The sequence below is a fragment of the Xenorhabdus beddingii genome (assembly GCF_002127545.1).
Taxonomy (GTDB): Bacteria; Pseudomonadota; Gammaproteobacteria; order Enterobacterales; family Enterobacteriaceae; genus Xenorhabdus; species Xenorhabdus beddingii.
Map to the genome: position 1 here is coordinate 1 of NZ_MUBK01000020.1, position 23,908 is coordinate 23,908.

Annotated in this window: 22 protein-coding genes; 11 read left to right on the plus strand and 11 right to left on the minus strand. The window is 47.5% G+C overall.

Annotated features, from left to right (window positions below; translation table 11 throughout):
• Positions 1-171: 171 nt before the first annotated feature.
• From fis to Xbed_RS20515, 10 genes are all read right to left on the minus strand, one after another.
• Positions 172-468: a DNA-binding transcriptional regulator Fis gene (fis, locus tag Xbed_RS12235; protein ID WP_010847912.1), complete on the minus strand. Its 297-nt coding sequence runs from the start codon at positions 466-468 to the stop codon at positions 172-174.
• 7 nt (positions 469-475) lie between these two features.
• Positions 476-1,459: a tRNA dihydrouridine synthase DusB gene (gene dusB, locus Xbed_RS12240; protein ID WP_086113205.1), complete on the minus strand. Its 984-nt coding sequence runs from the start codon at positions 1,457-1,459 to the stop codon at positions 476-478.
• 284 nt (positions 1,460-1,743) lie between these two features.
• Positions 1,744-2,625, minus strand: a complete 882-nt coding sequence (prmA, locus tag Xbed_RS12245) for a 50S ribosomal protein L11 methyltransferase (protein ID WP_086113206.1) — start codon at positions 2,623-2,625, stop codon at positions 1,744-1,746.
• A gap of 71 nt (positions 2,626-2,696) precedes the next feature.
• Complete coding sequence (panF, locus tag Xbed_RS12250) at positions 2,697-4,136, minus strand: sodium/pantothenate symporter (protein WP_086113207.1); 1,440 nt, start codon at positions 4,134-4,136, stop codon at positions 2,697-2,699.
• A complete protein-coding gene (locus tag Xbed_RS12255) occupies positions 4,126-4,368 on the minus strand; it encodes a YhdT family protein (protein WP_086113208.1) in 243 nt (80 codons plus the stop codon). The genes panF and Xbed_RS12255 overlap by 11 nt, the downstream gene beginning before the upstream one ends.
• Positions 4,369-4,562: 194 nt before the next feature.
• Positions 4,563-5,912, minus strand: coding sequence for an acetyl-CoA carboxylase biotin carboxylase subunit (gene accC, locus Xbed_RS12260; RefSeq protein WP_086113209.1), 1,350 nt, complete (start codon positions 5,910-5,912; stop codon positions 4,563-4,565).
• Between the two features lie 12 nt (positions 5,913-5,924).
• Complete coding sequence (gene accB, locus Xbed_RS12265; protein ID WP_086113210.1) at positions 5,925-6,377, minus strand: acetyl-CoA carboxylase biotin carboxyl carrier protein; 453 nt, start codon at positions 6,375-6,377, stop codon at positions 5,925-5,927.
• 27 nt (positions 6,378-6,404) lie between these two features.
• Positions 6,405-6,857 (minus strand): type II 3-dehydroquinate dehydratase, encoded by a 453-nt coding sequence (gene aroQ / locus Xbed_RS12270; RefSeq protein WP_086113211.1) that lies wholly within the window; start codon positions 6,855-6,857, stop codon positions 6,405-6,407.
• A 155-nt stretch (positions 6,858-7,012) separates the two neighbouring features.
• On the minus strand, positions 7,013-7,987 hold the full coding sequence (acuI, locus tag Xbed_RS12275; protein WP_086113212.1) for an acrylyl-CoA reductase (NADPH): 975 nt from the start codon (positions 7,985-7,987) through the stop codon (positions 7,013-7,015).
• Positions 7,988-8,168: 181 nt separating this feature from the next.
• On the minus strand, positions 8,169-8,303 hold the full coding sequence (locus Xbed_RS20515) for a hypothetical protein (RefSeq protein WP_279625522.1): 135 nt from the start codon (positions 8,301-8,303) through the stop codon (positions 8,169-8,171).
• 478 nt (positions 8,304-8,781) lie between these two features.
• Here Xbed_RS20515 and mreB point away from each other — a divergent pair, with 478 nt between their 5' ends.
• From mreB to Xbed_RS12325, 10 genes are all read left to right on the plus strand, one after another.
• Complete coding sequence (gene mreB, locus Xbed_RS12280; RefSeq protein ID WP_086113213.1) at positions 8,782-9,825, plus strand: rod shape-determining protein MreB; 1,044 nt, start codon at positions 8,782-8,784, stop codon at positions 9,823-9,825.
• Between the two features lie 108 nt (positions 9,826-9,933).
• Positions 9,934-11,004, plus strand: a complete 1,071-nt coding sequence (mreC, locus tag Xbed_RS12285) for a rod shape-determining protein MreC (RefSeq protein WP_086113214.1) — start codon at positions 9,934-9,936, stop codon at positions 11,002-11,004.
• Entirely contained in the window at positions 11,004-11,492 is a 489-nt protein-coding gene (gene mreD / locus Xbed_RS12290; RefSeq protein WP_086113215.1) for a rod shape-determining protein MreD, read from the plus strand. The genes mreC and mreD overlap by 1 nt, the downstream gene beginning before the upstream one ends.
• 62 nt (positions 11,493-11,554) lie before the next feature.
• Positions 11,555-12,142, plus strand: coding sequence for a Maf family protein (locus Xbed_RS12295; protein ID WP_086113216.1), 588 nt, complete (start codon positions 11,555-11,557; stop codon positions 12,140-12,142).
• Positions 12,139-13,608 carry a ribonuclease G gene (gene rng, locus Xbed_RS12300; RefSeq protein WP_086113217.1) on the plus strand — a complete coding sequence of 490 codons (1,470 nt, stop codon included), beginning with the start codon at positions 12,139-12,141 and terminating at the stop codon, positions 13,606-13,608. The genes Xbed_RS12295 and rng overlap by 4 nt, the downstream gene beginning before the upstream one ends.
• Before the next feature lie 171 nt (positions 13,609-13,779).
• On the plus strand, positions 13,780-17,673 hold the full coding sequence (gene yhdP, locus Xbed_RS12305) for an AsmA2 domain-containing protein YhdP (RefSeq protein WP_086113218.1): 3,894 nt from the start codon (positions 13,780-13,782) through the stop codon (positions 17,671-17,673).
• Positions 17,670-18,530, plus strand: coding sequence for a deaminated glutathione amidase (gene nit1, locus Xbed_RS12310; protein ID WP_086113219.1), 861 nt, complete (start codon positions 17,670-17,672; stop codon positions 18,528-18,530). The genes yhdP and nit1 overlap by 4 nt, the downstream gene beginning before the upstream one ends.
• 5 nt (positions 18,531-18,535) lie before the next feature.
• Positions 18,536-19,981, plus strand: coding sequence for a metalloprotease TldD (tldD, locus tag Xbed_RS12315; protein ID WP_086113220.1), 1,446 nt, complete (start codon positions 18,536-18,538; stop codon positions 19,979-19,981).
• Positions 19,982-20,040: 59 nt separating this feature from the next.
• Positions 20,041-20,511 carry a ribonuclease gene (locus Xbed_RS12320; protein WP_086113221.1) on the plus strand — a complete coding sequence of 157 codons (471 nt, stop codon included), beginning with the start codon at positions 20,041-20,043 and terminating at the stop codon, positions 20,509-20,511.
• 4 nt (positions 20,512-20,515) lie between these two features.
• A complete protein-coding gene (locus Xbed_RS12325) occupies positions 20,516-20,803 on the plus strand; it encodes a barstar family protein (protein ID WP_086113222.1) in 288 nt (95 codons plus the stop codon).
• Between the two features lie 41 nt (positions 20,804-20,844).
• Here the strand turns inward: Xbed_RS12325 and Xbed_RS12330 are convergent, their stop codons facing one another.
• Positions 20,845-21,798 carry a D-2-hydroxyacid dehydrogenase family protein gene (locus tag Xbed_RS12330; RefSeq protein WP_208612238.1) on the minus strand — a complete coding sequence of 318 codons (954 nt, stop codon included), beginning with the start codon at positions 21,796-21,798 and terminating at the stop codon, positions 20,845-20,847.
• A gap of 342 nt (positions 21,799-22,140) precedes the next feature.
• On the opposite strand from Xbed_RS12330, the gene Xbed_RS12335 reads away from it, so the two are divergent.
• A complete protein-coding gene (locus Xbed_RS12335) occupies positions 22,141-23,835 on the plus strand; it encodes an FAD-binding oxidoreductase (RefSeq protein WP_167371904.1) in 1,695 nt (564 codons plus the stop codon).
• The last annotated feature ends 73 nt before the right edge of the window (positions 23,836-23,908 follow it).

A 23,908-nucleotide genomic window follows, 5' to 3' on the forward strand; every position in this document is an offset into this window, starting at 1 on the left:
TTAAAAGCCAATGAATAATCACGCTGAGTGCGTTTACTTTCTGATTTCATAACACTCTCCTAAAGAGATGAAGGAAAGTGTCAACTTTATTTAGGACGGGACATTCGAAACAAAAAAGCACTCCCTCAAAAAGAGAAAGTGCTTCTATAACAACATGATCTAAGACTAGGATCAGTTCATGCCGTATTTTTTCAGTTTCTTACGCAGAGTACCACGGTTGATTCCCATCATCAGTGCTGCGCGGGTCTGGTTGCCACGGGTGTATTGCATCACCATGTCCAACAGTGGTTGCTCTACTTCAGCCAATACCAGCTCATACAGGTCATTAACATCTTGACCGTTCAGTTGAGCAAAATAGTTCTTCAGTGCTTGTTTAACTGAGTCACGCAGAGGTTTTTGAGTTACCTGATCTTGTGAATTTACAGTAGCAACGGTTAGTACATCAGAATTTACGCGTTGTTCGAACATAGTTCTGTCAGCTCTTTTCTTTATTTACGCAAAAATTTTCGAAGTATGCCTCCAACGCCTCCAGCTGTTCGCTGGCATCCTCAATGGCGTTGAATGTGCGCCGAAACTGGTCAGCAGGCGCATGTTCCTTGAGATACCAAGATACATGCTTACGTGCAATACGAACTCCTTTGCCTAGACCGTAAAAGTCGTGCAATTCTCGTACATGCTCGCTTATTAAATGCTGCACGTCGCCAAAGGGCATCGGTGGCAGCAATTCTCCTGTTTCCAGATAATGCTGGATTTCCCGAAAGATCCAGGGTCTTCCCTGAGCAGCACGGCCTATCATTAGGGCATCAGCCCCAGTGTATTCAAGCACTGCTCTGGCTTTTAGCGGGTCAGTGATGTCGCCATTGGCAATAATTGGAATGGCAACAGTCTGCTTAACTGTCCGTATATTGTCGTATTCCGCCTCTCCGTTAAACAGGCAGGCTCGTGTCCTGCCATGTATCGTCAGAGCCTGAATACCACAACGCTCGGCCAATTGGGCAATATCTACACAGTTACGTTCTTCCGGTGACCATCCAGTACGGATCTTCAGAGTAACAGGCACGTCAACTGCATTGACTACCGCAGAAAGGATTTTTTCAACCAATTCTGGATAACGCAGTAATGCCGAACCTGCCAGCTTCCGATTCACCTTTTTGGCCGGACACCCCATATTGATATCGATGATTTGAGCGCCATTGTCGACGTTGATTTTCGCCGCTGCCGCCATCTCATCGGGATCACTACCGGCAATTTGTACAGAACGCACTCCGGGTTCGTCGCGATGAACCATACGCAGCCGGGATTTGTCCGTCTTCCAAACCTGTGGGTTAGAAGAAAGCATTTCTGAGACTGTCATTCCTGCTCCCATATGATAGCAAAGAGATCGAAACGGACGATCTGTTATGCCTGCCATAGGAGCTGCAATAAGACAGTTTTTCAACTGGTATTGTCCGATACGCATAGGCGAAGAAAGAGTGGTCAACTGTGACTAAGGGCGCGTATATTACGCATTTTTCACAAGATATGAAAGGCCAAACTTTGAGCGAATCGATATTTATAACGGATTTTTTCCAGTTGATTTTTTAAAAATAGGGTTATTATTGTTAAATAACAATTGGTTACGTGTTATTGATGAAATTTATTATTACCTGTATTTCTAATCACAAAGAGAGCGGATTACCACCAATTGACCTCCTCGGTGATCATTTTAGTGGATAATCTCGCTTTTCAATAGACATTAAGTGATTATTTTTTAATCCCTGTGATACGGCACCACTCTTCTTGTTCCGCTATCGGATCGATAATGAATTCATCGTCATAGGCTTGAGCCACTCCTTCAGCCTGACTTGCCAGAACACCAGACAAGCCCAATAATCCACCCGATTTAGGCAGTGAACCGATGATCGGTGCCAGTTCACGCAGTGGACCTGCCAAGATATTGGCAATCACGATGTCACATTCGAGGTCGCTCGGTTGATCTTTAGACAGGTAGAGGGTCAGTTGGTCAGAGACTCCGTTGCGTTCGGCGTTATCCCGGCTGGCCTGAATTGCCTGCGGGTCGATATCAATCCCGATGGCCTGTTTCGCTCCCAGTTTCAGGGCTGCGATAGCTAAGATGCCTGAACCACACCCGAAATCGATAAGGGTTTTTCCTGCCAGATCCAAGCCATCAAGCCATTGCAGGCACAGGGAAGTGGTCGGGTGAGTCCCCGTCCCGAACGCCAGGCCAGGGTCAAGCATGACATTGACGGCATCGGGTTCCGGCACTTCGCGCCAGCTAGGGCAAATCCACAGGCGCTTGCCAAAACACATTGGGTGGAAGTTGTCCATCCACTCACGTTCCCAGTCTTTATCTTCCAACTGCTCAATTTTGTGGATGAAGTTCTGGCCCAGTTGTGGAACCTGTTCCAATTGGCTCACAACGGCCTTCATATCCATTTCAGCATCGTACAGGCCGATAACGTCGGTATCCCCCCATAAACGGGTTTCGCCCGGCAGAGGCTCAAATATTGGGGTATCGTGGCTATCCTGAAAGGTCACTGATACTGCGCCACTTTCCATTAGCTCATCGCCCAATGCTTCTGCTTGTTGTCCCGTGGTGTTTAATCTTAATTGTATCCAAGGCATAAAAATTCTCTTTTGGTGAATCACTGTATTGTGGTGATAAAACATTGTGGTGATAAAACGTGGAGATAAAATCACGCTGCGATTTTTTGTGTGTATTTATTACCCAGCATATTCCCTATTCCAAATGCCAGTAAACTCAATAACAGTGATGGCACAATGGGATGGAAACCGAGAAGCTGGATCTTGAAAGTCGCCAGCAGCGTATAGCTTGCGGCACCCATCAGCATCGAACTGACAGCTCCGTGGGCATTGGCTTTTTCCCAGTATAACCCCAGCACCAGCGGCCAAAGGAAAACGGCTTGCAGCCCACCAAATGCCAACAGGTTTAGCCAGATGATCATCTCCGGCGGACGCCATGCTGCCAGCAGCAATAATGCGCCCAAAAATAGGGTGGAGTAGCTGGAAATGCGTGAGAGTTTTTTCTCTTGTCTGATCTGGTGTGGAAACAGGTTCAAATAGAGATCTTTGACGATAGTAGCCGAAGATTGCAGCAGTTGGGCATTAATTGTCGACATAATCGCCGCCATGGGCGCAGCCAAAAAAATCCCGGCAGCGACAGGAGGCAGTACGGTAATCATCAGCGTAGGGATCACCTGATCGGGGATGGTCAGATCAGGAATGATCGCCCGTCCCAAGGCACCGGCAAGGTGCATACCGAACATCAGGATTGCCATGACGATTGTGCCAAGAATAATGCCGCGATGAACCGCCTTGCTGTCTTTGTAGGAAATGCAGCGTATGGCGGTATGTGGCAGCCCAATGACACCAAAGCAGACCAGTACCCAGAAAGACGCCATAAATGGCCCGGTGAGGATATTATCAGCCCCTTGGGGAGAAATCAGATTCGGGTCAATAGCGCGCAACGTGGTGACCGCCGCTGACAATCCTCCGGCCTTGTAGATAATGCCTGCCAGCAATAACACGGTTCCCAGCAACATCACCAGCCCTTGTAAGGCATCATTGAGAACGCTGGCCCTAAAACCGCCAAATGCGGTGTAAAGGGCAATCGAAACACCAAAAATCAGCAACCCCGTATCGTAGGGGATACCCGCAGCGGTTTCCAGCAACCGCGCCCCGCCAATGAATTGCACTGTCATGGCACCGACAAAGGCGACCAGCAGGCTTATACTGGCAAACCAGACCAGAAAACGGCTCTGATAGCGCGCATAGAGCATATCATTGAGTGTGACCGCGTTATAACGGCGGGCGAGGATGGCAAATTTTTTACCCAGTACGCTAAGGGAAAGCCATATCGCGGGCAGTTGGATCAGTGATAACAGCACCCAACCGATACCGTATTTATAAGCAGCACCGGGGCCACCAATAAATGAGCTGGCACTGATATAGGTTGCTGTAATGGTCATTGCCAGCACAAAACCGCCCATGGAGCGATTGCCGAGAAAATATTCATTCAGGAATTCGCCGGTTTGTCGGCGGCGATAAGCATAGATTGACAGTATGAAAACTAATGCCAGATATCCGACGAGAGGCAGGATCACTTCACTTTGCATCAACGTCCTCCAGCGGGATGTCCTTGAATATAAACTTCACCATCAGCCAGCAGAGGATGATAAATAAGGCTGGCAGTAGCAGGCAAGCCAGTTCAAACCAGCGGGGTAATCCAGTTAATCCAATGGAATTACTGGGTAAATAGGCACACAGTAGCCAACCCACAAGATAAGCCAGCGTCAGGAATACTGCCCAGCGTGCTTCTTTGTGGGATTGAACAAATCGTCTGTCCATCCGTTCTCCGGGTAACTTACATGAAACAATATGGGGGGAATTGTACGGTAATGCGTGGATTTATTCAGGGAAAAATGTGCCGTGGAAAATGACAATACCGCCCGTGCGGTCACTGAATTCAGGTCTAAATAAAAATCCCATCGACAAAAGATGGGATTTCATTTATTCAAACGCTGAACAAGCGTCAAAAAACCTTACTTCTCATGCAAGCCCAGTTTTTTCTCCAGATAGTGGATATTGGTTCCACCTTGCTGGAAGTGCTCGTCATTCATGATCGCCAGTTGCAGATCAATATTGGTTTTGATGCCATCAATGATCAACTCTGCCAGCGCATTCTTCATACGGGCAATCGCCACTTCACGGGTTTCTCCGTAAGTGATCAGTTTACCAATCATGGAATCATAGTAAGGCGGCACGGTGTATCCTGCATAGATATGGGATTCCCAACGCACGCCAAACCCACCCGGTGAGTGGAAATGGGTGATCTTGCCCGGACTTGGCAGGAAGGTTTTCGCATCTTCCGCATTAATGCGGCATTCGATCGCATGGCCTTTGATTTCGACATCTTCCTGCCTGATGGACAGCGGCATACCTGCGGCAATGCGTAATTGCTCTTTGATCAAGTCAACGCCGGTGATCATTTCAGTCACGGGATGTTCGACCTGAATACGGGTATTCATTTCAATGAAATAGAATTCGCCGTTTTCGTACAGGAATTCGAATGTACCTGCACCACGATAGCCGATTTCAACACACGCATTGGCACAACGTTCACCGATTTTGCGGCGCAGGTCTGTCGAAATACCCGGTGCCGGTGCTTCTTCCACCACTTTCTGGTGACGGCGCTGCATGGAGCAGTCACGTTCAGCCAGATAGAGCGCATTGCCCTGACCATCAGCCAAAACCTGAATTTCAACGTGACGTGGGTTCTCAAGGAATTTCTCCATATAGACCATGTCGTTGTTGAAAGCTGCCTTGGCTTCTGCGCGGGTCATGGCGATGGATTGTTCCAGATCTTTATCGCTGCGCACAACACGCATACCACGACCGCCGCCGCCGCCCGATGCCTTAATGATCACCGGATAGCCGATGCGGTTTGCGATCGTTTTGTTTTTCTCAGCATCATCACCCAATGGGCCATCAGAGCCGGGAACACAAGGTACACCGGCTTTTTTCATGGCACTGATGGCGGAAACTTTATCCCCCATCAAACGGATGGTATCCGCTTTCGGGCCAATGAAAATAAAGCCGGAACGCTCTACCTGTTCAGCAAAATCAGCGTTTTCAGACAGGAAGCCATAACCAGGATGGATGGCCTGTGCACAAGTGATTTCAGCCGCAGAAATAATGGCGGGAATGTTCAGGTAACTTTTTGCTGAAGCCGCCGGGCCGATGCAGACGGTTTCATCTGCCAGCAGGACGTGTTTCAGGTCACGGTCTGCCGCAGAGTGCACCGCAACAGTTTTGATCCCAAGTTCCTTGCAGGCTCTCAGGATACGCAGTGCTATTTCACCACGGTTAGCAATGACAATTTTTTCAAGCATGGGGACGCCTCGTTATTCGATGATGACCAGTGGCTCGTCGAATTCAACAGGTTGACCGTCTTGAACCAGAATCGCTTTCACGATGCCCGTTTTATCCGCTTCGATCTGGTTCATCATTTTCATGGCTTCAACGATGCACAGGCTTTCACCCTGATTGACGTGCTGGCCGATTTCAATGAAAGGTTTCGCATCTGGGCTTGGAGAGCGGTAGAACGTACCCACCATTGGGGAGCGAACAATATGGCCGCTGATTTCTGCCGGTTTTTCAGCGGCGGCTGGCGCAGCCGGAGCGGTTTGTACAGGCTGATGAACTGGCGCAGAAATATATTGCTGTGTGACTGGCATCGCGGGGGCTGCCATCGTGCGGCTGATGCGTACTGACTCTTCACCTTCAGAAATTTCCAGTTCAGAAATGCCTGATTCTTCAACCAGCTCGATCAATTTTTTTATCTTACGAATATCCATGAGTGTGATTCCGTACTCTTATATAAATTAGTTGGATGTTGACAAACGGTTGACCGCTGCCTGTAATGCGAAACTATAACCATCTGCACCTAATCCGCAGATTACGCCGACTGCAATATCGGAAAGATATGAGTGATGGCGGAATGGCTCGCGGGCATGCACATTGGAGAGGTGGATCTCAATGAATGGGATATTCACCGCCAGAAGTGCATCGCGTAGTGCTACACTGGTATGCGTGTATGCCGCAGGGTTAATCAAAATAAAATCAGTGTTGCCCCGCGCCGAATGAATTCTTTCAATCAGTTCAGATTCTGCATTGGATTGCAGATGGGATAATTCGGCTCCCGATTGGTGAGCTTCTTTTGACAGTGTGTTAACGATATCATCAAGCGTTAACTTGCCGTAGGTCTCTGGCTCTCGTGTTCCCAACAGGTTCAGGTTGGGGCCATTCAAGAGTAAAATGCGAAACTTGTCTGCCATTGTGCGGGTATCTCCGGCAATCTGTCAACAATCGACCAAGATAACTCGATGTCAACAGTTTGTCATCTCTTTCTGAACGCTAGATTTGTAAATTTGACGATAAAGCCCGACATTATAAACATATCGTGGCATTTAGCAGCTAAATACTGGTCTTATCAGCACACCTTCACCACGGTTCTGCCGGTAGACTGGTTGTTAATCAACTTATTGGCATGTGCGATCACGTGGTCTAATGCGATCTCATTGGCTGCCTGTTGATAAAAGGAATCCGGCAACAGCGTTTGCAATCGCTGCCAGATAGCAGGCCGTTTCGAAGCCGGCACGGTCACGGATTCCACGCCCTGCAAGCGAATGTTGCGCAGGATAAAAGGCATTACGGTCGTAGGCAACTGGCTGTCACCCGCCATACCACACGCGGCAACGGTGCCGTTATAGTTCACCTGAGCCAGCAAGGTCGCCAATACCGTTCCACCCACAGTATCAATGACACCTGCCCAGCGCTGTTTTTCCAATGGACGCGATGTTTGGTTAAAATGACTGACGGGCAGCACGTCTTTTGCACCCAGCGAAAGCAGGTAATCCTGATTGTCGGGTTTGCTGCTAATCGCGACGACTGAATAACCCAGTTGTGACAGCAGGGTAATCGCCGTACTGCCAACCCCGCCGCTGGCTCCTGTCACGGCGATGTCTCCGCTTTCAGGCGTTACCCCGCCTTGTTCCAGGGCCATGACGCATAACATGGCCGTAAAGCCAGCCGTACCGATGATCATGGCTTGCCGGGAGCTGAGTCCTTGCGGCAATGGCGTCAACCAATCACCAGACACTCTCGCTTGCTCTGCCAACCCGCCCCAGTGTGTTTCTCCCACTCCCCAGCCAGTCAGCAAAACATGTTGACCAATGTGAAAGCGGGGATCTTCGGAATGATGAACCACCCCGGCAAAATCAATGCCCGGCACCATGGGAAATTGGCGGATGATCTTACCCTTACCGGTAATGGCCAGGGCATCTTTGTAATTGAGGGTTGACCAATGGACATCAACAGTGACATCACCGGAGGGTAATTGGGACGCATCAATATCCTGAATGGACGCGGATAATGTGTCGTGTTGGTCAAGCAATAAGGCTTTCATGATCATTTTCCTTTGCTGGGTATCTCGTTGATACGACTCACCTGTTTGGCATCATCGCGATCTTGTTTCATCGCGATCTTGTTTTAACACGATCTTGTTTCAACAGAATATAGATAAAATCGAATAAGCTGAAACGGGTAGGCAACGATATTGTGATAGAGAGTGGAAAAACTGTGATGACTTATTTTTTATTCAGGGTGGCACGGTAAAAGATCATAATATACAGGACAACAATAAGGAGCGTGTGTTTGATAACCGGCTCAGAATAATCCTTATTTTCATCACTTGCCATTGAGGGGAATTGATATTTTTTCATATCCGACTCCTTATCTTGCCAATTATCGATTACTTTTAACTTAGAAAACGGTATATACCCAAAATAATTCGAGTTGCATCGCGGCGGCAAGGGAGCGAATCCCTGGGAGCATAGATAACTATGTGACCGGGGTGAGTGAGCGTAGCCAACAAAGAGGCAACTTGAAGTATGACGGGTATAGAAGCTAGAAAGCGGGATAGCAGCCCCACATATGCACTATAATGTTGGTTTTTTGGTGCATTAGGTGATTTGGGGATGCTGTGATGAGGTTATCGGTGAAATTAACCTATTTTTATGCAGTTTTTTTCTGCTCCGTTAGAGAAAAGTAACGTAGAATATCGTGTTTCTGATGTGAATAACGTAGCCACTTTTATTGAAGTAGTAAAAGTAGTTAATTATGCGCCTTGTCGCTGCTTCATGTGGTTGGTAGAGTAGACGGACAATCTCCGTCCCCAGCTTGCAGGATTATCCTTTCGTTATGTTAAAGAAATTTCGTGGCATGTTTTCCAACGATTTGTCCATTGACTTGGGTACTGCCAATACCCTTATTTATGTCAAAGGTCAGGGAATAGTATTGGATCAACCCTCTGTTGTGGCTATTCGTCAGGACAGAGCCGGTTCACCAAAAAGCGTTGCAGCCGTAGGGCTGGAAGCAAAACAGATGCTGGGACGAACTCCGGGTAATATCGCAGCTATCCGCCCTATGAAGGATGGGGTTATTGCTGATTTTTATGTCACGGAAAAGATGTTGCAGCATTTTATCAAGCAGGTCCACAATAACAGTTTCATGCGCCCAAGTCCGCGCGTGTTGGTTTGTGTGCCAGTTGGGGCGACTCAGGTTGAACGTCGCGCCATTCGTGAATCTGCCCAAAGTGCAGGTGCCCGTGAAGTCTTTTTGATTGAAGAGCCAATGGCGGCGGCAATCGGTGCGGGTTTGCCTGTGTCCGAAGCAACAGGCTCAATGGTCGTCGATATTGGCGGTGGAACCACTGAGGTTGCGGTTATCTCCCTGAACGGTGTTGTTTATTCCTCTTCTGTGCGCATTGGGGGTGACCGTTTTGATGAAGCCGTCATTAATTATGTTCGTCGTAACTATGGCTCCCTGATTGGGGAAGCAACGGCAGAACGTATCAAGCATGAAATTGGTTCTGCTTACCCAACGGATGAAGTCCGCGAAATTGAAGTCCGTGGCCGTAACCTTGCGGAAGGTGTACCACGCAGCTTTACCCTGAATTCCAATGAAATTCTTGAAGCCCTGCAAGAGCCGCTGACTGGCATTGTCAGTGCTGTCATGGTCGCTCTGGAGCAGTGTCCACCGGAATTGGCTTCTGATATTTCTGAGCGTGGTATGGTGCTGACGGGAGGGGGGGCGTTACTGCGCAATCTTGACCGTTTGCTGATGGAAGAAACCGGCATTCCTGTCATTGTAGCTGAAGATCCACTCACCTGTGTTGCCCGTGGCGGCGGCAAGGCGCTGGAAATGATCGACATGCATGGTGGCGATCTGTTCAGCGAAGACTGAAAGTAACTCTGCAAGCTGGGAGGCAAACCGCCTTGATTGACGCCTCCTTGCTGATGGTGCCGGAGTTTTACCATTAATGAGACAACACAACTCAAAAATGCGCAATTTATGAAGCCGATTTTCAGCAGAGGGCCTTCTCTGCAACTACGACTCTTTTTTGCTGTTATTATTGCCATTATTTTGATTGTGGTAGACAGCCGCCTTGGTGTATTCAATAAAGTCCGTAGCTATATGGATACGGCTGTGAGTCCTTTTTATTTTCTTGCCAATGGACCGCGCCAATTTTTGGACAGTATCTCGGAGTCCCTGACTAGCCGCAACCGCCTTGAACTAGAGAATCAAACCCTGCGTAATGAGTTGCGATTGCAGAGCAGTAAGTTGTTGCTGTTGGAGCAACTGAAACAGGAAAACGCCCGTTTGCGGGAATTATTGGGGTCGCCCCTGCGCCGTGATGAACACATGATGGTCTCGCAGGTGATTTCAGGAGGTATGGAGCCTTACCGTGATCAAGTTGTCATAGATAAAGGCGCTAAAGATGGGGTCTATGAAGGGCAGCCCGTGATCAGTGATCGGGGGGTTGTGGGGCAGGTGGTTTCGGTGAGTCAACTGAGCAGCCGGATATTGCTGATTTGTGATCCCACTCATGCACTGCCTGTGCAGGTATTGCGCAATGATACCCGCGTTATTGCGGGTGGCTCTGGGTGTACGGATGATCTCCAACTGGAACCTCTGCCAAGTGATACTGACATTCGCGTGGGTGATGTTTTGGTGACATCGGGTCTGGGAGGACGTTTCCCGGAAGGTTATCCTGTGGCGGTGGTCTCTTCCGTCAAAATCGACAATCGGCGGGCTCATGCCGTTATTCAGGCACGTCCCTTGGCTGAATTGCGCCGCTTGCGCTATCTGTTGTTGTTATGGGGAGCGGATAATAATCCCTCAGAGCCATTACCCCCTTCGGCAGTATACCGTGCTGCCAATGAACGGTTGAAGCATATGCTACCCCAGGTATTGCCAAATCCATCAGAGGAGAAGCCGCAATTGCTGACACCGACATCAGACGAAGCGAAAAATGAACGCCGGGCATTATCATCTGCAACGAAGCCAGCAGATAAGCCAACAGATAAGCCAGCAGAAAAATCAGCACCAAAACCCTCATCAGCCGCTATAGGAAATCGTTAATGAGTCAGTACCATAGCCGAAGAGGTTGGATTATTTGGTTATCTTTCCTGATTGCGATAGTGTTGCAAATTATGCCGTGGCCGGAGCAGTTCTTTATGTTTCGGCCCACCTTATTGATGCTGTGCTTAATTTACTGGTTACTGGCGCTTCCCCACCGTGTCAGTGTGGGGACTGGATTTGTATTGGGTGTGATTACGGATTTATTGCATGGAAGCATTCTGGGAGCTCATGCCCTGGCGTTTAGCGTCATCAGTTTTCTGGTCGCCTTCAAATTCCAGCTCATTCGCAATATGACACTCTGGCAGCAAGCCTTGGTTGTGATGGGGCTTTCAACCCTGATGAACCTCTGCGTTTTTTTAGCCCACATTTTATTGCCGAAGACGGCATTCCACCCAGACGTGTTCTGGAATGGGGTGGTCAATGGTATTCTCTGGCCCTGGCTGTTCTTATTATTGCGGAAAATCCGCCGCCAATTTTCTGTTCGTTAAAGCGGGCGAAACGATGACAAATTAAAATCGCCTGCTGAGATAGACCCTAAGGATGACTCACAATGAAAACCCTTTATTTATCTTCTGGCTCGCCAAGACGACGTGAGCTGGTGGAATTGTTAAATTTTAATTTTGAGATCCTGACCCCTCAGGTCGAAGAGAAATGGCGTGAGGGGGAGTCTCCCGGGCAATATGTCACGCGATTGGCCAGAGAAAAATCACAGGCTGGCGTCGCCATTGCCCCTCATGATTACCCCGTTCTGGGGGCAGATACCATTGTCGTATTGAATAACCGCATCTTGGAAAAACCACGTGATCAACAACACGCCGCTGAAATACTGAGCACGTTGTCAGGCCAGAGCCATCAGGTTATGACGGCTGTCGCTTTATCAAACAGTCAACATACCTTGTGTGAGAAAGTCATTACAGATGTGATATTCCGCCAGTTATCCCAACAAGAAATACAGGAATATATTGCTACTGGGGAGCCAATGGATAAAGCCGGGGCTTATGGCATTCAAGGTAAAGGCGGTTGCTTTGTTAGAAAAATTAATGGCAGTTACCATGCTGTTGTCGGCTTGCCACTGGTGGAAACGCATGAACTAATCACACGATTTTTAGCGTTAGCTGATGGGAAGGACTATTCATGACAGCAGAGTTATTAATCAATGTAACACCATCCGAAACGCGGGTTGCTTATATTGACGGCGGTATTTTGCAAGAAATCCATATTGAACGGGAAGCCAGAAGGGGCCTGGTCGGGAATATTTACAAAGGGCGTGTGAGCCGGGTGTTACCCGGTATGCAGGCGGCTTTTGTGGATATCGGTTTGGAGAAAGCCGCTTTTCTACATGCTTCGGACATCATGCCGCATACTGAGTGTATCGCAGGTGACGAGCGGAAAAATTTCCGTGTCAAGGACATCGCTGAACTGGTACACCAAGGACAGGATTTAATTGTCCAGGTGGTGAAAGATCCCTTGGGTACAAAAGGCGCCCGTTTGACAACGGATATTACGTTACCATCACGCTATCTGGTCTTTATGCCGGGGGCATCGCATGTGGGGGTTTCACAGCGGATAGCAAGCGAAGAAGAGCGTGAACGCCTGAAAAGCATTGTCATGGATTATTGTGATGAGCATGGCGGGTTTATTATCCGTACTGCCGCTGAAGGGGTGGGAACCGAAGAACTGGCACAGGATGCGGCCTTTTTGAAGCGTCTGTGGAGTAAGGTGATTGAACGTAAGAAACGCAATATCACCAAAAATAAAGTCTACGGTGAAGTGGCACTGGCTCAACGTATCTTGCGTGATTTTGTGGGAGCTTCCCTTGCTCGCATTCGGGTCGATTCCCGCCAGACATTTATGCAGTTACAGGAATTTATTGAAGAATACATTCCTGAAATGACCGCCAAACTGGAACATTATCAGGGTAATCAGCCGATATTTGATCTGTATAGCGTGGAAAATGAAATTCAGCGGGCGCTGGAACGTAAGGTGGAATTAAAGTCGGGGGGCTATCTGATTATTGATCAAACGGAAGCCATGACAACCATTGATATTAATACCGGCGCTTTTGTTGGACATCGTAATCTGGATGAGACTATCTTTAATACCAATATCGAAGCAACACAAGCGATCGCCCGGCAATTAAGATTACGTAATTTGGGTGGCATCATTATCATTGATTTCATTGATATGGCTAATGAAGAGCACCGTCGCCGCGTATTGGCTTCCCTGGAGCAGGCATTGGGTCAAGATCGTGTCAAAACCACCCTCAATGGTTTTTCCCAATTGGGTTTGGTGGAGATGACGCGCAAGCGTACACGGGAAAGCATCGAACATATTCTGTGTAATAACTGTCCAACCTGTCAGGGACGTGGCACGGTAAAATCCATTGAAACCGTGTGCTATGAAATTCTGCGTGAAATTGTGCGGGTTAACCGTGCCATTGAGGCAAATCGTTTTCTGGTTTACGCCTCTCCTGCCGTAAGTGAAGCCCTGAAAGGGGATGAGTCCCACTCATTGGCGGAAGTGGAAATTTTTGTGGGCAAACAGGTCAAAGTGCAGACAGAACAACGCTACAGTCAGGAACAATTTGACGTTGTTATGATGTAAAGCGCCCGTTTGCAAAAAGCCTGTTTGTAGAACCCGTTCCGGAACTATTTCCAGAGCTATGCTCAGAGTTCAGAACAATGTTCAAAACAATGTTCAAAACAATGTTCAAAACAATGTTCAAAACAATGTTCAGAACAATAACGCTGACAGTTGACAACCAAGGAGAAATGCGTGAGGCGACTGCCGGGGATATTATTAGCGACAGCCGCAATAGTCATTATCATGGTGGCTTTGCTTGTCAGCGGGTTACGTTTATTCCTGCCACATCTCAACGAATACCGTCAGCCATTGATAGAAAAAATGGCTGGCGTGACGAATATCCCTATCGATATTGGCTACATCACGGGTCATTGGGGATCCTTTGGCCCTAGTCTGGAAATCCGTGATATCAGTGCGAAAGCGGAGCATATCGACATTCATGCCAAAGAGATCAGGCTCTCTCTGGATGTCTGGCGTTCCCTTTTGCAGGGGCGATGGTATTTTCGGGAGTTGTCCTTTTATCAGCTTCAAATGAACTATGACCAGACTCCGTTTGGGCAGGATGGTGAAAGTGCACTATCTGAACCCAATAGCCTCTCTTCCCTGTTTCTGGAACAATTCAATCATTTTGATTTGCATGATAGCCGTTTGACTTTTCCGACGCCATCAGGTGAACAGGCTGAACTGCAATTACCACAAATGACCTGGTTGAATAACAACCATCGGCACCGGGCACAAGGCAGTGTGAATCTGTCTTCGCTTAATGGTCAGGAAGGGGTTGTACAGGTCAAACTTGACCTGAAAGATATCAATGGCGTGCTGGATAGTGGCGTCATTTACTTACAGGCCGATAATATCGATATGCGGCTGTGGTTGAGCCGTTGGTTAAAAGAGAATACCGGGCTGGAAAACGCCCGTTTCAGTTTGGCGAGTTGGATCACCTTGAAGAAAGGGCGAATTGACAGTGGGCGTCTGCAGCTTAAGCAGGGGGAGGCCCACTGGCATATCGGGAGTGAAAAACAGCAGCTTGCAGTGAGTGATTTACGCTTGCAAATGCGCCGTCAGGATGAAGGATGGCTGTTTGATGCCGCCAATCTGGCAAACCTGAAAACTAACGGTCAGCAGTGGCCCGCAGGGAATATCTCGGCCCTGTATCTTAAGGAAGCCCGGCAATATCAGGGCAAAGACCATTGGCGGGTACGGGCTGAGAATATTCAGCTTGAGCGCCTGAGTGGAATATTGCCCCTGCTCTCCTTTGTGACACCCGATATCATCAAGCATTGGCAGCACCTGCAACCGACAGGCATGCTGAATCGCTTTGCCTTCGATATCACACCCGCGCTGCCCGATGACATGGAAATTCGCATGCAATGGCAGGATGTGAGCTGGTTGCGCGGGGAAGCGCTGCCCTCTGTCAGCCATTTCAGTGGCAGATTAGACGGCAGTAAGTCGTCGGGAAATCTCACGTTTGGCCTGAAAAACAGCACCATTGACTATGGCAGCGTGTTTCAGGCTCCGTTTGATATTGCCAGCAGCGAAGGGCAAGTTGCTTGGAAACATGATCAGAATGGCATGGAAATCTGGAGCCAGGGGCTGGACTTACAAGCAAAATCGCTATGGCTGAATGGAAATTTTCATTATCTGCAACCCCACGATGCCCCGCCGGTGCTGAAAATGCTCGCCGGAATTCAGGTGAATGATATCGGTGAGGCATGGCGTTATTTCCCCCGGCCATTGATGGGAAACGCCCTGACAAACTATTTAACGGCGTCTTTGGTCAAGGGAAAAGTTGAGAATGCCACTTTGATTTTTCAGGGCAATCCGCATGACTTTCCCTTCAAACACAACAACGGCCAATTCCAAATCGCTGTTCCCCTGCGTCATGCCACTTTTCAATATCAACCCGACTGGCCGGCTCTATTCGATCTGGATATTGACCTGAATTTCCAGAATAACGGATTACAGATGCAGGCAGCGAAAGTGCGGCTTGGAAAAGTGGACGTCACCCGGGTTTCAGCCGTGATCCCCGATTATGGCAAGCAAAAACTGTTGATTGATGCCAAGTTATCCGGGGACGGGAAGAATATCCACGATTATTTTAATCACAGCCCACTGGCGGATTCAGTCGGCAGTGCACTGGATAATTTGCAACTTGATGGCAGGGTGGATGGCAAACTGCACATGGACATCCCTTTGGCAGAGGGCGAAGTGAATGTAAAGGGAGAGGTCGAGCTAAAAGATACCCAGCTCTTCATCACGCCATTGGATAGCAAAATGGAACACCTTAGCGGCAAATTTCACTTTAAAAATGGGGAACTAAAAAGTGACCGCCTATCTGCCAACTGGTTCGGCAACCCGGTGTCCCTGCGGTTTTCCACTCAGGAGTCAGCAAAACATTATCAGGTTGATGTGGACTTGGATGCACGTTGGCCGGCGAAGACATTACCGGCACTTCCGGCAGAGATCCGCCGTCAGTTGTCCGGAACGCTGAATTGGCGGAGTAACGTGAATATTGCAATACCCCCCAATGATCATTCTTCAAAGAGTGAGGTGAAATATCGTGTTGCTGTCGATGCAGATTTGTCACCTATCAACAGTACATTGCCAGTAAACAGCATATTTCCCGTATCAGACACTAAATTCCTGCAAGCATGGGATAAGATTAATATCCTGGCACAAGGCAATACAAAACAACTCCAGATAAAAGGCTCAATAGGGAAAGGATACCTGTTCAATAGCCAATGGGCGTTGGAAAAAAATCATATCCGATTGCAACGAGGTATTTTGCATCCGGATACGGATACGGATAGCGATAGTGATAGAAATAGTGATAGAAATAGCGATGGGGTTCCGGCCCTGCCGGAAAAATCGTTATTGGCATTAAAATTGCCTGCCATTGACGGTGAAAAATTATTGGCGTTGATCAAGCCCCTGAGTTGGGATTCATCGGGTGACAATAGTTTATTGTGGCCCGGCGAATTCGAGGTTTCATTGCCTTCACTGGATCTGGCCGGGCAGCGCTGGGATAAACCCACCTTCAATATTGTCCAACAGGCTGATGGCATTAAGGTCAATGTAGCGGGACAGCAGATTAATGGCAGCTTATTGATTCGAGACAATAAACAGATTCAGGCATCGATTGACTATCTTTATTACGATCCCTTGTTGACGGCGGGGTCGTCCGTTGAGGCGAAGAAGTTAACGCCGGACCCTGCTTCATCTTCCCACGATCCCTTGAGAAGTTGGTCCCTGAGACGCTGGCCGGAATTGGATATCGCGTGTGCAGAATGCTGGATTTCCGGACTGAAACTCGGCAAAGTATCGGCATCGCTCATACCGCAAGGTGACTCACTGATTCTGACTGATGGGAAAGTGGAAAATAGCGCCGGGAAACTGACCTTGTCTGGCCGTTGGCATGAAAATGGCGCACAAAATGATACCCGGATCAAAGGGCAATTATCGGGGAAAAAATTCGATGATATGGCGGCCTATCTCGGGTTTATCGTCCCGATTGTGGATGCCCCCTTCAAATTTGATTTCAATTTAAAATGGCACGATGTTCCGTGGCAACCCGACTTCAAGACACTGAATGGGACGTTGGCCGGGGACATGAAAAAAGGTGCGATTGCCAAATTGGGGGGTGGCAGAGCCGGGCAATTATTCAGGCTGATCAGTTTTGATGCTTTATTGCGTAAGTTACAATTGGATTTCAGAGACACATTCAGTGATGATTTCAGCTTCGATTCCATCCGTAGCCATGCAACGATAAAAAACGGCATCATGCATACCGATCACTTTCTGATTGATGGATTAGCTGCGGACATCCATGCCTCAGGGATAACTGACTTGGTTCATCGCCAGATCAATATGGAGCTGGTCATTACGCCGGAAATTTCAGCGACGGTAGGGGTAGCGACCGCCTTTGCGGTCAACCCTGTGGCGGGTGCTGCGGTTTTTGCGGCGACAAAAGTGCTGAGGCCGCTCTGGAGCAAAATATCGGTGATTCGTTATCGGCTAACAGGCAGCTTCGAACAACCTAAAATTGATGAAGTTTTACGTCAGCTTAAGGAGAATAAAGAGCCATGAGAAACGACAATGTAGCACTCTTACAGTTATGCAGTGGTGCAAATGTTAAACATAATTTAGCGCAAATTGAACAACAGATTAAGCCATTGTCAGACACAGTGAAACTGGTGCTGACTCCGGAAAACGCTTTATTGTTTGCAGATGTCGAGAGTTATCGTGAACATGCCGAAGTGCAGGGAACTGGCCCATTGCAGCAGGCAGTCAGTGAAATGGCACAACGTTACGGCATCTGGTTGTTGATTGGCTCCATGCCGCTGATCAGTCGGGAAGATCCTTCCCGCATCACAAATAGTAGCTTATTGTTTGATGATCAGGGCGAAATCCGTGCCCGTTACGATAAAATCCACATGTTTGATGTCGATATCAACGATGAACATGGTCCCTATAATGAATCCGCTATTTACCAGCGTGGGGAACACATTACCGTTGTCGATACCCCTGTTGGTCGTTTGGGGATGACTATCTGTTATGATCTGCGTTTTCCGGGGATATTTCAGGCATTGCGCGAACAAGGTGCAGAACTGATCTCTGTGCCGGCGGCTTTTACCCGCCTGACAGGTAAGTCACATTGGGAACCCCTGCTGAAAGCCCGTGCCATCGAGAATCAATGTATTATTTTGGCCCCTGCGCAGGTTGGCGTACATGGCACTTGCAGAACATGGGGACACACAATGGCGGTGAGTGGTTGGGGAGAAATCATCAAGAAAAACCCTCTGACTGTCAGCGCATTACCGCTTAATATCCGGCGGGATAGTTTGATTCTCATACGTGAGCAAATCAAAGTGGTGAAACACAATCGCTTCCGTCCACAACTGACTTCTTTGATAAAAAAGAATACAAATCAAGGTAAAGAGTAATTACTATGAGTTTAACTTACGTCAGTGAACACTTACTGACTGCCAATAATCTGAGTCATCAGGATTTATCTTCTGTTCTGGAGCAATTGGCGGAGCGCCGTCTGGACTATGCCGATCTCTATTTTCAATCCAGTTACCATGAAACATGGGTATTAGAAGACCGCATCATTAAAGATGGCTCCTATAATATTGATCAGGGTGTGGGCGTTCGTGCGGTGAGTGGCGAAAAAACCGGATTTGCTTACGCTGACCAAATCACATTGAATGCACTACAGCAAAGCGCTCAGGCGGCGCGCAGCATCGTTCGGGAAACGGGCAATGGCATTGCGCATACGTTAGGTGCCGTGACACATCAGGCACTTTATCCGGCGGTCGATCCTTTGCAGAGCATGAGCCGGGAAGAAAAAATTGCCTTGCTGCACCGGGTTGATCACATCGCACGGGCGGAAGATCCCCGGGTACAGGAAGTGAATGCCAGCCTGACGGGGGTTTATGAGCAAGTGTTGGTGGCGGCAACCGACGGGACATTGGCGGCAGACATCCGCCCATTGGTACGCCTGTCTGTCAGTGTGTTAGTGGAAGAAGATGGCAAGCGTGAACGTGGTGGCAGTGGTGGCGGTGCCCGTTATGGTTACGAATATTTCCTGCGCACTGAAGAGGGTCAGACGCTGGCAGAGCAATTTGCCCGTGAAGCGGTTCGCATGGCGCTGATCAACTTGTCGGCGGTTGCCGCCCCTGCGGGCACCATGCCGGTCGTATTGGGTGCTGGCTGGCCGGGCGTCCTGCTGCATGAAGCCGTGGGTCACGGTTTGGAAGGCGACTTCAATCGTCGGGGAACGTCGGTCTTCTCCGGTCAGATGGGGCAAAAAGTCGCGTCTGAATTGTGCACGGTCGTGGATGATGGCACGATTGAAGGACGTCGTGGTTCATTGGCCATTGATGATGAAGGCGTTCCGGGACAATACAACGTGCTGATTGAAAATGGCATCCTGAAAGGCTATATGCAGGATAAACTCAATGCCCGCCTGATGGGTGTGGCACCGACGGGTAATGGCCGGCGCGAATCCTATGCACATTTGCCCATGCCACGTATGACAAACACGTATATGCTGGCGGGTCACTCCACGCCAGAAGAGATTATCGCCAGCGTTGATCGCGGGCTATATGCTCCGAACTTCGGTGGTGGTCAGGTGGATATTACGTCCGGTAAATTTGTTTTCTCAACATCGGAAGCGTATTTGATTGAAAACGGCAAAATCACCAAGCCAGTAAAAGGGGCGACCTTGATTGGTTCCGGTATTGAAGCCATGCAGCAGATTTCAATGGTTGGAAATGATTTGGCGCTCGACAAAGGCGTCGGAGTCTGTGGTAAGGAAGGCCAAAGTGTCCCTGTGGGTGTTGGGCAGCCAACCTTGAAGCTGGAGAGCCTGACCGTAGGTGGAACAGCCTGATAATCTCTTAGGCAATCGCCCGCCGTCTTGGCGGGCATAATGAAGAGCTTGAGGTTATCATGAAAAAAAACATATTGGCGGCCGTATGCTTATTTTTGGCCGTTGTCTATATCTTCTTTGCCAAAGGAATTGCACCATTTGGCACGGAGACAACGGGAAAAAGCCCCCTTGTTTCAGAGAAGGTCACCCCACAACAGATTGATGTTCTGACTGAACAGCACCGGGTTGCGGACTACCTTCGTCAACATCACCAATTGCCGGATTATTACATTACGAAAAAACAAGCCCGTCGCCTTGGTTGGAATGCCCGTGAAGGTAACTTATGTCAAGTGTTGCCGGGACGGGCCATTGGCGGCGATCGGTTCTCCAACCGAGAAAAGAAATTGCCGACAGAATCGGGGCGTCACTGGTTTGAAGCGGATGTGAATTATCGGTGTGGGCACCGGGGAAGTGACCGGTTACTCTATTCGAACGATGGCCTGATTTATCTGACGGTTGATCACTACAACAGTTTTACCCGGCTGGAGTAATGACATGAAAAAAGTGGAATTCGATTTTGACCAGATCCCTGATTTAGCGACTTTCTACCGTGAATTCAAGCAGCGTTTTGATCTTGGGGATGATTTTGGCGCTAACCTGGACGCGCTGTGGGATGCCGTAACGGGGGGAATTCAGTTACCTGTTGAAATTAACTTTATCCACTTAACGTCACAGAAACGGATACGTTTTGCATCATTAGTGCTGCTGTTTGAAGAAGCGGAAGAAGAGCTGGAAGGGGAATTACGGTTTAATGTCATAGGCCAGAATTTTTCTGGCGGTTGAAATTTTTTAAGCCACCTGCCTATCAGGTGGCTTTTCAGTCATTATTGATTAATTACATGGCTTTCATCACCGGAAAAATATTTCTCAATATTGTTAAATGCACTTGCAAAATAAATGTCATAACAGCTTTTGGTGACATAGCCGATATGGGGGCTGCAAAGCACGTTATCCCGTTTTAATAAAGCGTGATGGGTATCCCAAATGGGTTCAATATCAAAAACATCCAATGCAGCGAATCCCGGAGTTCCCAAGTCGAGGGCTTTTTCCAGTGCGCCAGTTTCGATCAACCCAGAGCGAGCGGTATTCACCAATAGCGCGGTAGATTTCATGCTGGTGAGATCCGCAAATGTGATACCCCCCAGGGTTTCTGGGACTAACCGTTGATGCAAGGTGATAACATCTGAAGTCCGGAAAAACGCTTCTCTGGAGGCGGGAACGATTAACCTTTCCTGACGGGCTTGATTCTGGGCACGCGGTGATCCCCAAATCTGTACTTTCATGTCAAATGCCTGCGCGTATTTGGCAACAAGCTGGCCTATTTTTCCATAGCCGACTATGCCAAGTGTTTTACCCGCCACGGTATCGCCAAATTCAGTCTGCCAATGGCCTTGTTTCAGCCTGTTTACAGCGGGCACAAATCTGCGTATGGCGCTTTGAATCAATAGCCAGGTTAACTCGGCTGCGGCAATGGGAGAGCCTGCGCCTTCAACGACCGCAATTCCTCGTTGTTGACATAATTCCAGATCGATATTGTAAGCCACTTTACCCGTCTGGCTGATGAGTTTCAGATTGGGTGTCTTGGATAAAAACGCCTCATCAATGAGGGTTCTTTCACGGATCAGTATTAGAGCATCAGCTCTGGATAATAGCGCTTCTGCGTTAGGATCCCGGTCCAGGGCACCAAGACAAACCACTTCAAAGTCACTGTTTTGATGTAAAGCCTGAATGTGTTTTGTGGCATGTTGATAATCATCAGGAATAACAACTAACGGCATTTGCGACATCCTTTGTTCGGGTTGGGTTAACAAAGTAAGGGGGCATAATGGAAATTATTCACACTGCGCTTTCACAATTGAATAACATTAAAGTAAACTTATTAACTTAAGTCAATCTAATAGAATAGAGTGACCTCTTTTCCAATGTTATGATCATCCCTTTGCCACGTAATTATAAAAAACATCACGTACTTACAAAAAATAGAGTCATAAAAAATAGTGAGATAGGTTTATTTTATCTTTTAGGCAGCTATTCTTCTTGATTTAACCAGAAACCGGTTAATTAAAAGATAAAGTTAAATGTTTTACCTACTCTAAAAACTATTTTATATGGAGATTATAATGGCAATTACTTATATATCTAATAGTGATGCTCGATATAATACTTTGAAGAAAGGATTTAATCTTCGTTGGCCTGATAAAAATAATGATGTTTCCGGTGTTTTTATTTGTAATCATGAGCACGAGGTTATTATTGCTGCCCGAAAAGCCGCCGATGAAGGGAAAAGAATTACGGTCCGTAGTGGTGGTCATTGTTATGAAGGGTTTGTTAGCAACAATAACTTCAATAAAAATAAAACATTACAAAAAACGGTGATCATTGATGTTGGCTTGATGACGGGGATTGAATATGAAAAAGATCAAACAATCACCTCTGAGTATGACAAAGATCAAATGAAGTACCGTTTTAAGATTGCCGCAGGAAATCAAAATTGGGAAAGTTATGTGAGACTCTATAAAATATCGGGAAAAACCCTGCCCGGAGGCTCTTGCTATTCTGTGGGTTTAGGGGGGCATATCACCGGCGGAGGGTATGGGTTGCTTTCCCGGAAACAAGGCTTAACGGTTGATTGGCTTTCGGGTATTGATATCATCGTACCTGATTATAATAATTTCTTTAAAACTATCCATGTCAGTCGATATAGTCAAGACACCCATCACAGAAAGCTATTCAAGGCGTGTTGTGGCGCAGGAGGCGGTAATTTTGGCATAATCTTGAATTACTACTTTGAAGATCTGCCTGATGCGCCAAGCAGTGCGGGTTTTATAAAATTAACGTATCCGTGGGAAAATATCCCTAATCCCAGTGCGTTAAAGAAATTTTTGGATGCCTATTTTGCATGGTTTAAAGAAAACGATCAATATTGGGATGATAAAGATGAATCTAAATGCAATGGGGGATTGTTTGCATTGCTAAAAATGCATCATAAAAATAAGGGAAATATCGAGCTGACGATTCAGTATACAGGTAAAAATGGTGATTATAAAAAAGGCGTCAATGATGCACCCTTGTTAGATTTTATCAATACCATGAATCAAGCCTCAAATAATCGTATTTGTACTTATAAGTCAATGGAATTATCTTCTATACATGGCCTGTCAACGCCACAAGTGGATCGGGTTTTATTGGATGATTTTTGTGAAGCGGATAGTCAGCAAATAGATCCTCCCGTCACTACCATGGATTGGTTGCATCTGACACAAAGTATTAATGGTTCTGGTGATAATCAGTATGGGAAATATAAATCAGTTTATCAGAAGGGTGATATTTCAGATGATACTGTCTCACATATTTACCAGTGCTTAACTGAACCTCTTCATCATATCGTGTCACCCAATGCTTTAATCCAGATCAATTCTTATGGTGGCTTTATCAATCAGGCGGATAAAAATAACGAAACTTCAGTATATCAACGGGATTCTTTACTGAAATGGCAGTTCCAGATTTATTGGAAAGATCCCAAGGATGCGGATGCGTGCATTCAATGGATAAGGTTATTGTATTCAGGGTGTTTTCGTCATTATGGCAATAAACCGTATGAGGAATATAATCATATCCAGACCCCATTTCAGGGGTGTTATATCAACTACCCCGATATTGATATGAAATACACTGATGATTCACATAATACTATCGACCCCAGATGGATGGAGCTTTATTATGGGAAAGAACTCTCAAAGGAATTAATTGAGGTGAAAAAGCGATTTGACAGGAATAATATATTCCGACACGAAATGTCAATTCCCGTGGAATAACCTCATGGAATGAACCGCCCTAAAAGGGCGGTGATAAATGGACTATCATATGTGAACCGCTCCTTGGCAGTTC